The organism is Spartinivicinus marinus (genome assembly GCF_026309355.1).
GTDB lineage: Bacteria > Pseudomonadota > Gammaproteobacteria > Pseudomonadales > Zooshikellaceae > Spartinivicinus > Spartinivicinus marinus.
This window is the reverse complement of the sequence record NZ_JAPJZK010000001.1, coordinates 2,744,087-2,758,256: the sequence shown is the minus strand read 5'-3', so window position 1 is coordinate 2,758,256 and position 14,170 is coordinate 2,744,087. Positions and strand designations below refer to the sequence as shown.

Below are 14,170 nucleotides of genomic sequence, written 5' to 3'. Positions count from 1 at the left end.
AGCTGAATGATAGAGAACATGCAGCAAGTCCATCCCTAGATGCTCTAATCCGCATCCATGCTTCATAAGTTTCTATATCATTCAGCTAGCTCTTATAGGTTAAGGTGCAAACTATTTTTATAAGGTTGAATTAATAGCTTTGCTGTTTAGCCCGCTTATATTGCTTCTCTTTCAACAGTTTACGGTTTTTATTCCAGTCAGCTTCAGACTCTAGTGCAGCGGCATCCTCTAACACTTCTTCCTGTTGTTTCTTCAGCTTTTCTGACTTAACTACTTTTGACTCTTCTGCAAGATAATCTGCACTTTGCTTAAGTGCTGCTTTTGCAGCAGGGATATTACCCTCATCACGCAACCTAATAGCTTGCTGAGTGGCTTCATTTGCTACTTGCTCAACAGAATCTTCATAGACATCTTTGTTAATTGATTTTGTGACCTCTTGTTTAGATTTTGAAAAGCTCGCGACAGCCAGCCCTGATAATGCCTCCTGCTTTTTATTCAGCATATTGTTATAGCTGACTTGGACTGAAGCAATATCTTTTTGTTGACCAGACTTGCCAGGTGGCACCTCTACTTCTAAGATCAGATATTTTTCCTGAGTACTATACAACTGGTTAAGCCGAGTTCTTACTTTATTGCCAATTACCTCACCTTCTCGACCAAGGATACGAATAGGACGAACACCATTTGTACAATGAATTTCAATATTTACCCCTTGAGCAATCACTGACAACACATCTCCAAATTCACTTTGAAAGATTTTTGCCAAATCTTGTGCATTTTCTACAAATGCATGGTTACCATCACTGAAGCCAGCAAGCTGTGTCATTAAGTCTTCATTGTAACCCAAGCCTAATCCTATCGTTGTAACACTGATACCTTCTTTAGCTAAGGATGCCCCCAGCTGGCCTAACTCAGATGGAGATTGAGGCCCAACATTTGCTAGCCCATCAGATAATAAAATAACTCTGTTTACTCTATTTGCACTGATAAACTTACGTATTTCATCAGCTCCTTTACTTACCCCTGCAAATAAAGCGGTTGAGCCATTTGCCTGAACCTGTCGTATCATATTAGCGATATTGGCTTTATTAGTTACTTTTGTCGCAGGAACCACAACACTCACCGTAGTGTCATAAGTCACGACAGAAACGATATCATCTCGCCCTAACTGATTGATTGCCATAATTGCAGCCTCTCTGGCATGGCGAATTTTATTGCCTTGCATCGAGCCTGATTTATCCAAAACAATTGCAATATTAGTTGGTGTTCTTTTTGCAATATCTTTATTTTGTTTAATACCTGTTAATGAAATTTTAACAAACGCTTTTTGGGCTTTATCAGCCTCTAATACAGGTGTAGCTAAGTCAACAGAAAGGTTTACAGGGTTTACTTTTGCACTCGCTACGCTCACTACCAACATAAAGCTACTAACCACCCCAATGGCTAGCTGTTTAAAATGGCTTACTTTCATGGCTACTCTCCTGATTGCTTGGTTGTTACTTTCCACTGTAATTGCTAAAGCCCATGCTGTGGTCAGACAAAAGTAAGTGATATGTAAAAAGTTTGTAAATGCAGTTGTAAGTGTTTACCGACGCTTTTTTAGAAGAGTAGCAGAACCAGCTCCCAGAGCTGAGTAGTTAGTCAGGCCGTCACTTTACATCAAAAACGTTATATTATAACATAACACTAGTAATCGTTACTCCTGTCGCGAATACAAACTTAACAAACTTCAGCTGGCTGAGAATTAACATGGAGAAAGTGATAAACGTACAATCCATCATTGATAAAACAGCGGTGAGCCTTTCAATAGCCTGTATAGCGCATTGCCTGTTACTTCCCATAGCCATGGTGGCTTTACCAGTCTTGACTACTGTTTCACTGGAAGACGAATTATTTCACCAGCTGTTACTTATAGGTGTTTTACCAATCAGCATTATTGCGCTAACTATGGGGTGCCGAAAACACAAAAGCTGGCGCGTTGTTTTTTTAGGAGCCATCGGTTTGGTTATACTTTCTTTAACAGCATTTTTTGGCCATGATGTGTTAGGCGAAAGTGGAGAAAAGCTGGCAACATTAGTAGGAGCTTCAATCATCGCAGTTGGTCATATTCGTAATCATAGGCTGTGCAATAAAACTGTATGTCATCAAAATTAAAAAACATTCCAACAAACATAATCACTGGTTTTCTTGGTGTAGGCAAAACCACTGCCATACTACACTTGTTACAACAAAAACCTGCCGATGAACGTTGGGCCATTTTAGTTAACGAATTTGGTGAAATAGGCATTGATGGCAGCCTTTTTCAAGGCACTAATACTGAGCAACAGGGTATATTTATTCGTGAAGTGCCTGGTGGTTGCATGTGTTGTGCTGCTGGTTTACCAATGCAAATTGCCTTGAATATGCTATTGGCACATGCCAAGCCTCACCGTTTATTGATAGAGCCTACAGGCCTTGGACACCCCAAAGAAGTAATAGAAGTGCTTAGCTCTGAACATTACCGTGAAATTTTAGATCTTCAAAACACCATCACCATAGTAGATGCCCGGAAAGTATCTGACAGCCGATACACAGAACACACTACATTTAACCAGCAGCTAAATATAGCTGATATCATAGTTGCCAATAAATCTGATCAGTATCAAACCAATGACTTTGCAGAATTAACAAGTTATTTAGAAAATCAACATTGGATTAATAATAAAACCATCTACCAAGTAAGTATGGGCAAAGTTCAGCTTAAATGGCTACAAGGTAAAGCCCGAGAGTTTACTGGCAAGACTCATCATCACCAGCACACTAAACCAGCCCAGCAACTACCCATGCCTGATGATAAGCAATTTCCCCCATGTGGTTATTTGACCATGAAAAATCAAGGGGAAGGTTTTCATAGTCAAGGCTGGCTATTCAAGCCAGAGTTTATTTTTAATCAGGATAAGCTTTATTCACTCTTACTAGGTATAAAAGTTGAGCGCTTAAAAGGAGTATTTATCACTCACACAGGCATTATTGGTTACAATAAAGTAGATGGTGTCTTAACTGAGGTGATGCTGGATGAAGCGATGGATAGTCGTATTGAAATTATCACCAGTGATACCTATGCCCTGCAAAATATTGAACAAGATCTTTTAAGTGTAATTTGTGGCTAAGTGGCACCTCTCCCAAATGGAGAGGGTTTTATAATCATTTTATAGGCTCATGGAATTTCGTCACTTGATGGCCGCACCTAAAAACCTTTCGCTTTGGGCATACCACAGAGAACCTACACAGCTCTCAACTCCTGTGCTTTTCGGCTTTGCCTACGAATCACCCAAAGCAATAGATAGGTAAACGGTATCATCATAGCCGCGTAACCTAGTTTAAAAGTAAAGTTTTCTGCCATATAAGCCCAGGTTTCTATATTGGCCAGTTTTTCAATATAAAATAATGATATCCAAACGATGGTATAAACTATTTGACCTAACCCTGTCGAAACGATTGATCTAAACCATAGCTGCTTGCCACGCATTAAACCTTTAAGGCGAGAAAAGCATACAGCATTGGTAAAGTCTGCTGCCACCAAGCAGATTGCATTAATTACAAACAAGTATGGCAACTTATTAAATACTGCCGAGTAATGAGTTACTATTTCTTGAGATACCAAATTAGATAGCTGTAGTGAAATATACAAACCTAATGAGGCTATAAGTAACGTTATCGCTGCTGACCAGATAACTTTTCTTACCGTACGATAACCAAAAAGCTCTGATATAAGATCAATTACCATAAACGTTAGTGGAAATATTAAAATACCGCCAGGTTGAGTAAAGCCAATAATTTCTATTTTTTTGGGTGAAATTGGGATCGCGATAAGCAAGAAGCCAATAAATAAAGCAACTAATAAAGGCAACCAATTCCAGTAGCTGTATAAAGTAACTACTACTTGATTATTTGTATCATTAATAAATATTCGATCATCATCTTTTTTTGCCAACTGAGCTATATGTTTTGCATCTATATCAGAAAAATGCTCTATTATATTTTTCTCTACAAGGTTAATGGCTGACTCTGTATAGCAAGTTCCACTTTTGCTTTGAAAAACAACCATTCCCTTGTCATTAATTTCTCTTAAGGTAAAAAAACAACCTTGTAGTTGCATTAAGCCTACTCCTGCTTATAAATAATAGATAAAACAACTGCTGTAAAAGGATTACGACTTGCACTAATCTCTGTATGTGGATGAAAAAAAATAGGTATTAGCTTACTTCTTCCTTGAATAACTGATGCTTTGCTTAAAGTGACCCCATGGACTCCTTTATTAACCACTAGAGCATCTTCAGGATATTCGTTGTTATATGAATAACGGAGTATTAATAATGTTCCTTTTGGAAGAAAATTAACAATTCCTTTGGTAACTCTTACTACTAAATAATCATCAGCATCAATGTGATGATCCTGAACTAAATAATGTATAGAGTCTTTCTTTATCTGGTTGTGATCTGTCGTCTTACTTGCTTCAATTACCTCATCCCAATCATATATTGGCAGTTGAATGGTGAAACCATCATGATGTGGTAAGTGATTTTGGATTGTTTTTTGATCTGCCTGTCCTAGGCCAGTAATTAACCAAGAGTCACTAACGTCTAATACCTTTGCAATTTTTTTTACCTGACCAATATATTTTTGAAAGCCTCTACGGGACAACTGAAGCAATTTAAGTATGTTAATACCCGCCTCTTTGGCAAGCTCAGAATATGTCATCCCTCTGGCACGCATGACTTCCCGTAGCCTATCAGAAAATTCGTTTGACCCCATGCCAGTTATTACTATTAACCAATATGATAAAATATTAGCATTCTAATACCAAAGCTCTATATGTCAAACATCCGTTTACCCGTTATCTCAGTTACATGGATTAAATTGATTATGGCTATTTATCAAACACTAGTTGTTCACTACTATTATATTTCGGTACTTCTTCGGTTAGTAGTTACATTGTAACTTAAAAAAAGCTCTCTTGTACTCTGCCGCTGTTTCATTCAAGTTTTCAGCTATTGTACAAAAAACATCCTTAAATATTATTGGTAAATTTGCAGATATCGTGCGTGAAAAGTTTTCAGGGTTAAAATAGGCTTGCGCAGGTCCAGACTCAAATAAATCCCACAACTTTAATGGTGAAGTTAGCTCAGTTATTAAACTATCTTCGTCAGCATAATTAACTCTATAGCCTAAGTTTTGAAAAAACTGAGTGTATTCGCTTACAGAGGCTAAATGAAACCAAGGGCTTTTATAATGTTTGTAAGTTTCTTTTAGAGACTCAGCTTCTATAGTTTGACTAATCACTTCTTGCAGTAAAGGACACCAACCTTTAAGTGGTGTTTGAATAGCCAAACAACTGTTTTTAGCCATTAACTGTTGTATTCGTTTTAGAGTTGCTACTGGCTGCTTAAACCAGTGGATTACTGAGTTAATGAAGACAATATCAAATGTACTTAATAAGTTCAGTGACAGCCTTTCAATATCCCCCTCAATAAAGAAGCCATTTAGCAAGTTTTTCCTGGCAGTATTAATCATACCAGGGGATATATCGATCCCTACAACATCGCCAGTTGTTAAGCTGGCCATGACTGATGTTAATCGAGCATCACCACAACCTATATCGAGTATTTTTTCATCACCACCGAAATTAAGCTGGTTAATTAACTTTACACCTGCCGATTGTTGATTAATACCTAGTCTATGATATTCCTTAGCTACTCCTGAAAAATCAACTACCATGACCCTTTCATTCCCTCATTAGTGCTTATTTATACATAGAAACGTCAATGATATCAGCTTAACTATGTTAGCAGCCTTAATCTTTTGAATACAATAAGTCAGTTGATTTATTTTAGCTTTACATGAAATGTTAATTTGTAGAATGTAAATTTATGTTATTTACACTCGAAACTGTTTTACTAAGCTATTCAGCTCCTGCCCCATGGCATGAAGGCGATTTGAGTTGTCACTACTGGCTTCCATACCATGTGACATTTCACTTACTGCATCTGCAATTCTAGTAATATTTTTATTAATTTCTTCAATAACTGAGGTTTGTTCCTCTGAAGCCGTTGCTATTTGATGATTCATTTCAGTAATAACACCAATCGAGTCTTTTATTGCTGTTAGTGACTCACCCGCTTCTTCTGCTTGTCGTGAAGTGCTATCACTTAACTCACGGCTTACTTTCATCACTTTCACAGCAGTAGAGGACTGGTGTTGTAGCCGGGTAATCATTTCGTGTATTTCTTGTGTGCTGCTTTGAGTTCTACTTGCTAGTGTTCTTACTTCATCTGCAACCACTGCAAATCCTCTACCTTGCTCACCTGCACGCGCCGCTTCAATCGCTGCATTTAAAGCTAATAGGTTAGTTTGCTCTGCAATACTACCAATGACGCCCAATACAGAGCCTATATTTTCTGTTTCATTTCCAAGTGCGTCCATTACTTTTTCTGCTTCTTGGAGTTGATCTGCGAGCGAAGTAATAGAGTTGATTGCATTTAACACTATCTCATTGCCTTTTAATGCGCTTGTTTGCGCATTTGTAGCTTCATCAGCTGCTTGTGTTGCACTCGCCGCTATCTCTTGTGCCGTTAACGACATTTCATTTATTGCTGTTGCAACCTGTTCAGTTTCAGAAGCTTGGGCATTCATTTGTTTGCTGTTTGCTTGTACCACAGTATTTATTTCTGAGCTTGCTTCATTTATATGTGATGATGCATCTGCCACTTTTTTGATAATATCCTGCAACTTGGCAACAAACGTATTAAAGGCTTCAGCTAATTTACCCATTTCCGATTGGCCATTATCTTCAAGCCGCTTCGTGAGATCACCCTCACCCTCCGAAATATCACACATTAACTCTACAGTGTCTTTAATAGGACGCGTAATTGAGTTAGTTACTAAAATTGAGCAAAAGCCTAAAATAATAACCGCAACACTGCCTACTCCTAAAATAGTCATCAGTGTCTGTTGTTTTGCTGCTTCTGCATTGACTCTTAGCTCACTGATTGTTTTATCTATGCCATCTATATAAAACCCCGTCCCTATAAAGATTTGCCACTTCTCTAGTGGAATTGCATAACTGAGTTTTGGCTCTGGTGTTTTAGAGCCAGGTTTATCCCATTGATACTCTACATACCCCCCCCCTTTTTGAGCAGCCTCACTTAATAACTTAATTAATGGAACACCATTTGGGTCCTTTAAATTAATTAGATTTTTTCCTTCTAACTCTGGTTTTGCTCCATGCGCAACGGTCAAACCATCGTATTGAAATGCAAATATATAACCATTCTCGCCATATCGTATTTGTCTGATTATTTTAAGTGCTGACTCTTTTGCAGAAGCATCATTGCTATTATACACATGGCTAATTGCTGTTTTTGCCATGTCTATATACCCTTTTAGTTCGGTCTGTTTTTCTTCAAGGAGTGTTTTTCTGAAGCTACCAAGCTCTGACTGTATCAGCCTATCAGTTGTTATATAGCTGATAGCACTAATAAGCATGGTTATTACTATAACGGGAACTATGGCTAATAATAATATTTTATGTTTTAAATGCAGCATTTTGTACAGCCTTACACAACACTTCTAGCTTAAAGCAATGCTTAAAGAATAGCTTATCGTTTATCCTTCGCGAGCGAATTTTATGGTTTGCAAGCACTAACAACCAAAAGCATACTTCTCAAACTTTGAGCTTTGAGTGCAAAAATTTAATCAACAAAATTGGATAAAATACCTGCTCCTACTGTCAATAACTTCACAGTTATCAACCAATAGCACAACTGCTTAAAAAACAAGCATTTTTACTAAATTTGAAACATTGCAACTTGTTCATTTGACAATAGCGGGCTAAGCAACGTAGTTTTTTGCCAGCTTGTAGATATAACGAAACAATGCAGCTAAAAAAGTATAGCCCATGAACTAGGAAGAAACAGAGGTTAAATATGGTACAACTACGCCGCTCGTTGTTGGCTTTATCAGTGTGTGCACTACTTAGTGGTGGCTATGCCATAACAACAACGGCAAATACTTCTGCCAAAAGTTATAGCCAAACCATTAGCTTACCTACAATCCAATATGAAAAGTTTAGCTTACCTAATGGTCTAACCGTTATTGTTCATGAAGACCGCAAAGCTCCAGTTGTCGCAGTCAATGTGTGGTACAAAGTAGGCTCTAAAGATGAAGTACCAGGTAAAACAGGCTTCGCCCATTTATTTGAACACTTGATGTTTCAAGGCTCGGAAAACTATAAAGGCGAGTTCTTTGAGCCGTTTGAAAAGGCTGGAGCCACCGACCAAAACGGCACCACTAATAGCGACAGAACTAATTACTTTGAAACAGTGCCCACCAATGCACTCGATATGGCCTTATGGATGGAGTCTGACCGTATGGGACACTTCCTTGGTAGTATCACTAAAGACAAGTTAGACGAGCAACGTGGTGTAGTACAAAATGAAAAGCGCCAAGGTGAGAATCAGCCTTATGGTAAAGTGTGGGAATTAATTACTAAAGCCAGTTTTCCTGCAGGGCATCCTTACTCATGGGAAACCATTGGCTCAATGGAAGATTTGAATGCAGCAAGCCTTGAAGATGTAAAGGCTTGGTTTAAGCAATACTATGGTCCCAATAATGCTATTTTAGTGCTTTCTGGTGATATAGATGTCGCCACTGCTAAGTCTAAAGCATTAAAGTATTTTGGTGATATTCCTCCTGGCCCGTCTATCACTAAAGCCCATAGCTGGATAGCTCCTTTAACAGAAAACAAACGGTTCAGTATGACTGACCGAGTACCACAGTCACGTTTAATAATGGTCTGGAATACACCTGCAACAGGGACCAAACAGGCAGAACAAATGTCTTTAGTTGCTGACCTACTCGCTTCTGGAAAACAGTCACGACTTTATAAACGATTAGTGCACGACGATAAAATAGCATCGTCTGTTAGTGTATTTAACCATAGCAGACAGCTAGCTGGTCAACTATTTATCATGGCTGATGCCAAGCCTGGTGTTTCACTAGCCAAGCTAGAACGTGCTATTAAAGAAGAGTTGTCGCGTTTACAAAATGATGGGCCTACCTTAGACGAGCTAGCTTTGGTCAAAACTCAGCAAGCTGCTAGTTTCATCCGACAGCTAGAACGAGTAGGTGGCTTTGGTGGCAAGTCTGATATTTTAGCGGCTGGAGAGTTTTACGCCAACGAACCTGGTTTTTATTTGAAGTCCTATGAATATCAAAAAAATACATCTTCTAAAGATATCCGTAGGGTAATGAAACAGTGGCTTACTAAAGGCAATGTCATTGTTGAAGTAGAACCAGCCTCTAAATTAAGCAAAACCAAGTCAACTGTTAACCGCAGTAAGATACCTGGTGCAGGAGAAGTCAAACCATTCAAACTACCAGAAGTCAATCAAGTTACATTAAGCAATGGCTTAAAAGTGCTCTTGGCAAGCCGACCAGGCACTTCCACAGTAGAAATGGAGTGGATATTTGATGCAGGTTATGCAGCTGATGCACAACACTCACCAGGCACTGCCAACTTTACATTGGCAATGATGAAAGAAGGCACCAAAAGTAAAGATAGTATTGCTCTCGACAAAGCCTTAAGTAAATTAGGTGCAGGCATTAGTGTTGGCTCATCGGTTGACAGCTCTTCGATTGCTTTAAGTGCACTTAAAGATAACATAAACAAGAGTATTGCCTTAGCTGCAGATGTTATCCAAAACCCTGCTTTTCGAGCTACTGACTTTGATCGACTGCGTTCAAACTGGCTGGATAGTATTGCTCAAGAAAAGGCTAGACCTTTCAGCACTGCTTTACGGGTACTACCACAACTGTTGTATGGGGTAGATCATGCCTACAGCACACCATGGACTGGTTCTGGTACTGAAGAATCTATTACTCAACTAAATACTGGTGATTTAGCCAAATTCCATAAACAGTGGATTCGCCCAGATAATGCCCAACTTGTCGTTGTTGGCGATATTGATATGGAAGAACTGAAGCCATTATTAGAGAAACAAATAGGTAAATGGCAAGCACCTAAAACTCCTATCCCAGCTAAAAATCTAGCCAAAGCGGTTAGCGGTCAAGATACCCAAATTTACCTAGTCGATAAGCCAGATGCCATCCAATCAACCATTATTGCCGGGCAACTATTACCATCTTCTCAAGATGAGCGTTCATTAGCCCTAAATGTTGCTAATACCATTTTAGGTGGTCAATTTAGTGCCCGACTTAATATGAACTTGCGTGAAGATAAGCATTGGTCTTATGGTGCTTATAGCAAACTAAACAGCGCTGTTGGACAACGGCCTTTTATCATGTATGCCTCAGTGCAAACCGATAAAACCTCTCCTGCATTGCAAGAGCTACAAAAGGAAGTACAACAGTATATTTCTAAAAAACCCGCTTCAGCTGAAGAACTAAAAAAAGTCAAAGATAACTGGCTACGAAGCAAAGCAGGCGCATACGAAACCAATGGTGCTTTATTATCAGCAATTACTGGTTTATTAGCAGTAAATCGCCCACTTGAGCAACTGTATAATTTTGATCAGTTAGTAAGTAAAATTTCATTAAAAGATGTACAGCAAGTTTCTCAAGAACTGCTTAAACCAAATAAATTAACTTGGGTGGTTATTGGTGACCTGAAGAAAATAGAGCCAACCATTAACAAGCTTAAGTTAGGTAAAGTAACCAAGCTGGATAAAAATGGTAAGCCTATATAAAAGTTAGTAAATAGCAGCCATGAATACCCAGTAGATTATTAACTACTGGGTATTCATTTTAAACGATCATTTCTGTCTTACTAAACATACTCAGCGAAGACCTATCCATTGACTTCAGGCTTAACAATAGAACCTCCTCAAAATGTTCTGCCGGAAGGTTATAGAAAGTCAATAAACGAATAGCTGACCTCACTGCAAAAGATGCCCAATTGAAGTAATCAACCTGCTCATTTAAAGCATATAGTGGATAGCTTTCTTTCAGTAAAGGCTCATATTGTACGATATATTGCAGCGTTTTATCAGTTTCGTTACTACAACACTCCTTTATACAAAGGCAAAAATCATTACTATTCACTCAGCAACTCCTTAAACTACTACTGATGCCATATTGAATTTATATAAGCAAAGATTCAGCCATAACTGATCACCACATTATCAGCTAGCCCCCCTACCAACTAATTAATTTAATTAGTGCCATTTTCACTAGTATTTGTATATTTATTAGACACGACATAAATAGCATATTAAAATTTTTTAATAGTTATACTTCATTTAGCTGAACTATATTTGTCAAACAATGCTAGTTCAGTTATAACCGAGTTTATCCAGATTGCTATTTCAGTGGTTTGATCCAGCATAAAGTAATCTGCTTCTGTTTCATGCCAACAGCCTGCGTTACTTTGGTTTTCAATAATGTAATCTAAAATTGATAGTGCAAACTCTGAATAAACAAGATCTCCCGTTAAACGGGTAGCTTTTGCTGCTGCCCAAGCCACTTTATGGCTAAATAAACTTTCTTGAATACCATGACAACCACAGGCAAAGCCTAATAAATCAAGTGCAAAATCAAGATAATGTTCTTCAGCAGTTGCTTGATAAATATCCAACAAAAACGCAGCTGGATAACCTAGTAAAAAATACAGTTGTTTTTTTTCTGCTTTATTAACGCAATAAAAAGATGACTCATCTTCGTTAAAGCTACTAATTAAATGACCATCAGTATCCATTTTAAATAACAAGCGGTCAGAATATGGCTGCATTTTTAAACCATGAACAATACAGTCTGCCGCTTTAATTGCCATGTCAATACCACCAATACACAAACTAACACGACCTAAGTGAGCGGTAGTAAATAGGTCTACTTGTAGGCTTCCCTTGGTTTTTTTGCAACCGTTACTATAGCCTCCTAGTTTAGGGTTTAAAAAGTTATGCAAAAATTCATAGGCATGAATACTGATATCAAATCGTTCTAGTTTGTGGGCAGCTATAGCTAACCAACCATTCATATAAGGTTGATAGCTATCTAAGATTGTGTTTACAGACTTCAGCTCTGGATAAGTAAGAAAGTCTCCATCTTCTTTAAAGTAATACTGCTTAATTGCTTCAATAAAATGCTCGCACTGTGGCTGCTTTCCTGCCAATAGAAGTAACGTGGGGTACTTATAAATAGATGATAAATCTACTTCTCCTGCATGAATCATCTCAGGAGAAAGCCGGTTAGTTAAATAGTCATAAGACTTTTTAATGGCCGCTTGGTATTGATCAATTCTGGTTGTTAGCACGGTGGCCTCCATGCCGCCCTCAACATAAGGTTAAAATAAACTGCATATTGTATATGTAACAAATGACTTTTAGTTGCTGTATATGTAAGATATATTTCTCTCAATATAACCTGTTGTACTTAGCAATCTAGTTGTACCAAGTATTCTAAAAGTCAAAGCAGTATAGTAAAAATAAGTAAAACAACACAATGGAAGTTACCAGCAGTATAGCCAACAGTTTTTATATTAACATGTGTTTTATTCAAAACTAAGGACTCACTTATATGGCTAGCAATGCCGAACTCGCGTTAGAAATATTTAAAGCAAATGAAGGAATAGAAGATGGTGTTGGCGATTGGTTATTAATCGACCAAGAACGTATTAATAAGTTTGCTGATGCCACTTTAGACCACCAGTTTATTCATGTAGATACTGAAAAGTCGGCGAAACACTCTCCTTTTAAAAAGACCATTGCTCACGGTTTCCTTACCCTATCATTAGTCACTCACTTATCTCAAACCGTAAAAAGCAAGATACCTGAAGCATTTAATAACCTTGCTTTAATGGTTAATTATGGGCTGGATAAAGTACGTTTCACTGCCCCAGTATTAGTTGATTCAAAAGTCAGAGCTAATCGACAGTTGATCTCTGCCGAGTTAAAAGACCCTAAAACAATTCAATTAAAGCAAAAGATTACAGTTGAAGTAGAAGGCCAAGATAAGCCAGCCTGTGTTGCAGAAGTTGTATTCAGGCTTATTTATTTATAAAAGTCTATTCTGTTAAACTAGTCAGGAGGCTTATTTTCTGCTGCTGTACCTCCTGGTTCGACTTTTTGCACTTTAGTCATTTGCTCTTTGATAGGGCTAGGGCTATCAGTATTCGCACCATTTACATCATTTTTATTGACTACCTCTGCCTGTTTAGAATCTTTAATTGAGCTTTCTTTCAGCTCAGTTATGTTAGTATTTTCGATAGACATTTCAGGTGCAGTAATGGTAGTCGCTACTTTAGTTCGCTCTGGATTAGTCAGGCGATTCTTATTATCATTTAAAAAGTCAATTACTATTGGTGCAATTTCTTTTGTTCTTGTTAATAAAAACAAATGGCCACATCTTATTACCCTAAGCTCTGAGTTTGAAATTAAGCGAGCCATTAATTTTGCATTAGCTAATGGAATAATTGGGTCATCATCTCCGGCAAGAATTAAGGTAGGCTGCTTAATTTGGTGTAACCAATGAAAACTGGTCCAGCCAGCACCCGCCAGAATCTGATAATAATAACCTATACCACTGGGCGAACGTATCTTTAAGGAATGGTTTGTTATTAGTCGTGAGTTGCGACGAAATGCCCCGCCATAAATGCTAGCCGCTATTTTTTCCATATAACTAGACTGCACATAACGGCGGGGACTGGCCATTTTAAGTAAAACGGTTAATTTCGCTGGAATGGCTACACTTCCCATCGATGTAGCGGCTAACACTAATCGATTACAACGATAAGGGTGATCATAAGCAAATTGCTGAGCAAGTGCTCCTCCCCAGGATACTCCCAATATATTCACCTGGCCGTAATTTAATTCATCCAGCATTTTGCTGACCAACCTAACTAGCCCAGGAAATCGATAAGGCAACTTTGGAGTAGAAGAGCCACCAGTACCTGGTGCATCAAATGCTATCACTTCAATCCCTTCCAACTCATCTGCAAAGGGTTTGATTAACTCCAGGTTTGCTCCAATACCATTAAATACTAATAATGGTAAAATATCCGAGCTACCAGGACGAATAGCAACCCGTAAAATCTGCCCATCAATATCCAGGGTTTTAAAGCGAACCCGCATGGGTTCGCGAATATTAGTTGAGAATGTAGTTTCCAACGATTACCCCT

12 protein-coding genes are annotated in these 14,170 nt (G+C 38.2%); 4 read left to right on the top strand and 8 right to left on the bottom strand.

Annotated elements, in window-relative coordinates; all coding sequences use genetic code 11:
• Positions 1-130: 130 nt before the first annotated feature.
• Positions 131-1,471 carry a vWA domain-containing protein gene (locus OQE68_RS12455; protein ID WP_180569044.1) on the bottom strand — a complete coding sequence of 447 codons (1,341 nt, stop codon included), beginning with the start codon at positions 1,469-1,471 and terminating at the stop codon, positions 131-133.
• A 278-nt stretch (positions 1,472-1,749) separates the two neighbouring features.
• Here OQE68_RS12455 and OQE68_RS12450 point away from each other — a divergent pair, with 278 nt between their 5' ends.
• Together OQE68_RS12450 and OQE68_RS12445 are read left to right on the top strand one after the other, a co-directional pair.
• A complete protein-coding gene (locus OQE68_RS12450; protein ID WP_180569043.1) occupies positions 1,750-2,154 on the top strand; it encodes a MerC domain-containing protein in 405 nt (134 codons plus the stop codon).
• Positions 2,139-3,149: a CobW family GTP-binding protein gene (locus OQE68_RS12445; RefSeq protein ID WP_180569042.1), complete on the top strand. Its 1,011-nt coding sequence runs from the start codon at positions 2,139-2,141 to the stop codon at positions 3,147-3,149. The genes OQE68_RS12450 and OQE68_RS12445 overlap by 16 nt, the downstream gene beginning before the upstream one ends.
• A gap of 113 nt (positions 3,150-3,262) precedes the next feature.
• On the opposite strand, the gene OQE68_RS12440 is transcribed toward OQE68_RS12445, so the two are convergent.
• From OQE68_RS12440 to OQE68_RS12425, 4 genes are all read right to left on the bottom strand, one after another.
• Positions 3,263-4,138, bottom strand: a complete 876-nt coding sequence (locus OQE68_RS12440) for a queuosine precursor transporter (protein ID WP_180569041.1) — start codon at positions 4,136-4,138, stop codon at positions 3,263-3,265.
• A gap of 5 nt (positions 4,139-4,143) precedes the next feature.
• On the bottom strand, positions 4,144-4,794 hold the full coding sequence (locus tag OQE68_RS12435) for a helix-turn-helix domain-containing protein (protein WP_180569040.1): 651 nt from the start codon (positions 4,792-4,794) through the stop codon (positions 4,144-4,146).
• A gap of 168 nt (positions 4,795-4,962) precedes the next feature.
• A complete protein-coding gene (locus OQE68_RS12430; RefSeq protein ID WP_180569039.1) occupies positions 4,963-5,757 on the bottom strand; it encodes a class I SAM-dependent methyltransferase in 795 nt (264 codons plus the stop codon).
• Positions 5,758-5,916: 159 nt separating this feature from the next.
• Positions 5,917-7,524, bottom strand: coding sequence for a methyl-accepting chemotaxis protein (locus tag OQE68_RS12425; RefSeq protein ID WP_180569038.1), 1,608 nt, complete (start codon positions 7,522-7,524; stop codon positions 5,917-5,919).
• A 440-nt stretch (positions 7,525-7,964) separates the two neighbouring features.
• Between OQE68_RS12425 and OQE68_RS12420 the strand changes: the two genes are divergently transcribed.
• On the top strand, positions 7,965-10,745 hold the full coding sequence (locus OQE68_RS12420; protein WP_180569037.1) for a M16 family metallopeptidase: 2,781 nt from the start codon (positions 7,965-7,967) through the stop codon (positions 10,743-10,745).
• Positions 10,746-10,803: 58 nt separating this feature from the next.
• Here OQE68_RS12420 and OQE68_RS12415 read toward each other — a convergent pair whose 3' ends face one another.
• Both OQE68_RS12415 and OQE68_RS12410 read right to left on the bottom strand, forming a co-directional pair.
• Positions 10,804-11,100, bottom strand: coding sequence for a hypothetical protein (locus OQE68_RS12415; RefSeq protein WP_180569036.1), 297 nt, complete (start codon positions 11,098-11,100; stop codon positions 10,804-10,806).
• A gap of 193 nt (positions 11,101-11,293) precedes the next feature.
• Positions 11,294-12,307: a hypothetical protein gene (locus OQE68_RS12410; protein WP_180569035.1), complete on the bottom strand. Its 1,014-nt coding sequence runs from the start codon at positions 12,305-12,307 to the stop codon at positions 11,294-11,296.
• A 263-nt stretch (positions 12,308-12,570) separates the two neighbouring features.
• Here OQE68_RS12410 and OQE68_RS12405 point away from each other — a divergent pair, with 263 nt between their 5' ends.
• Positions 12,571-13,053 (top strand): MaoC family dehydratase, encoded by a 483-nt coding sequence (locus OQE68_RS12405; protein WP_180569034.1) that lies wholly within the window; start codon positions 12,571-12,573, stop codon positions 13,051-13,053.
• A gap of 17 nt (positions 13,054-13,070) precedes the next feature.
• On the opposite strand, the gene phaZ is transcribed toward OQE68_RS12405, so the two are convergent.
• Positions 13,071-14,159, bottom strand: a complete 1,089-nt coding sequence (gene phaZ / locus OQE68_RS12400; RefSeq protein WP_219340061.1) for a poly(3-hydroxyalkanoate) depolymerase — start codon at positions 14,157-14,159, stop codon at positions 13,071-13,073.
• Between the last annotated feature and the right edge of the window lie 11 nt (positions 14,160-14,170).

Excerpts from the sequence above, each read along its gene's own strand:
- OQE68_RS12425 (WP_180569038.1), bottom strand. The coding sequence starts at position 7,524 with ATGCTTATTAGTGCTATCAGCTATATAACAACTGATAGGCTGATACAG.
- OQE68_RS12445 (WP_180569042.1), top strand. The coding sequence starts at position 2,139 with ATGTCATCAAAATTAAAAAACATTCCAACAAACATAATCACTGGTTTT.
- OQE68_RS12450 (WP_180569043.1), top strand. The coding sequence starts at position 1,750 with ATGGAGAAAGTGATAAACGTACAATCCATCATTGATAAAACAGCGGTG.
- OQE68_RS12405 (WP_180569034.1), top strand. The coding sequence starts at position 12,571 with ATGGCTAGCAATGCCGAACTCGCGTTAGAAATATTTAAAGCAAATGAA.
- OQE68_RS12440 (WP_180569041.1), bottom strand. The coding sequence starts at position 4,138 with ATGCAACTACAAGGTTGTTTTTTTACCTTAAGAGAAATTAATGACAAG.
- OQE68_RS12435 (WP_180569040.1), bottom strand. The coding sequence starts at position 4,794 with ATGGGGTCAAACGAATTTTCTGATAGGCTACGGGAAGTCATGCGTGCC.
- OQE68_RS12420 (WP_180569037.1), top strand. The coding sequence starts at position 7,965 with ATGGTACAACTACGCCGCTCGTTGTTGGCTTTATCAGTGTGTGCACTA.
- OQE68_RS12430 (WP_180569039.1), bottom strand. The coding sequence starts at position 5,757 with ATGGTAGTTGATTTTTCAGGAGTAGCTAAGGAATATCATAGACTAGGT.
- OQE68_RS12455 (WP_180569044.1), bottom strand. The coding sequence starts at position 1,471 with ATGAAAGTAAGCCATTTTAAACAGCTAGCCATTGGGGTGGTTAGTAGC.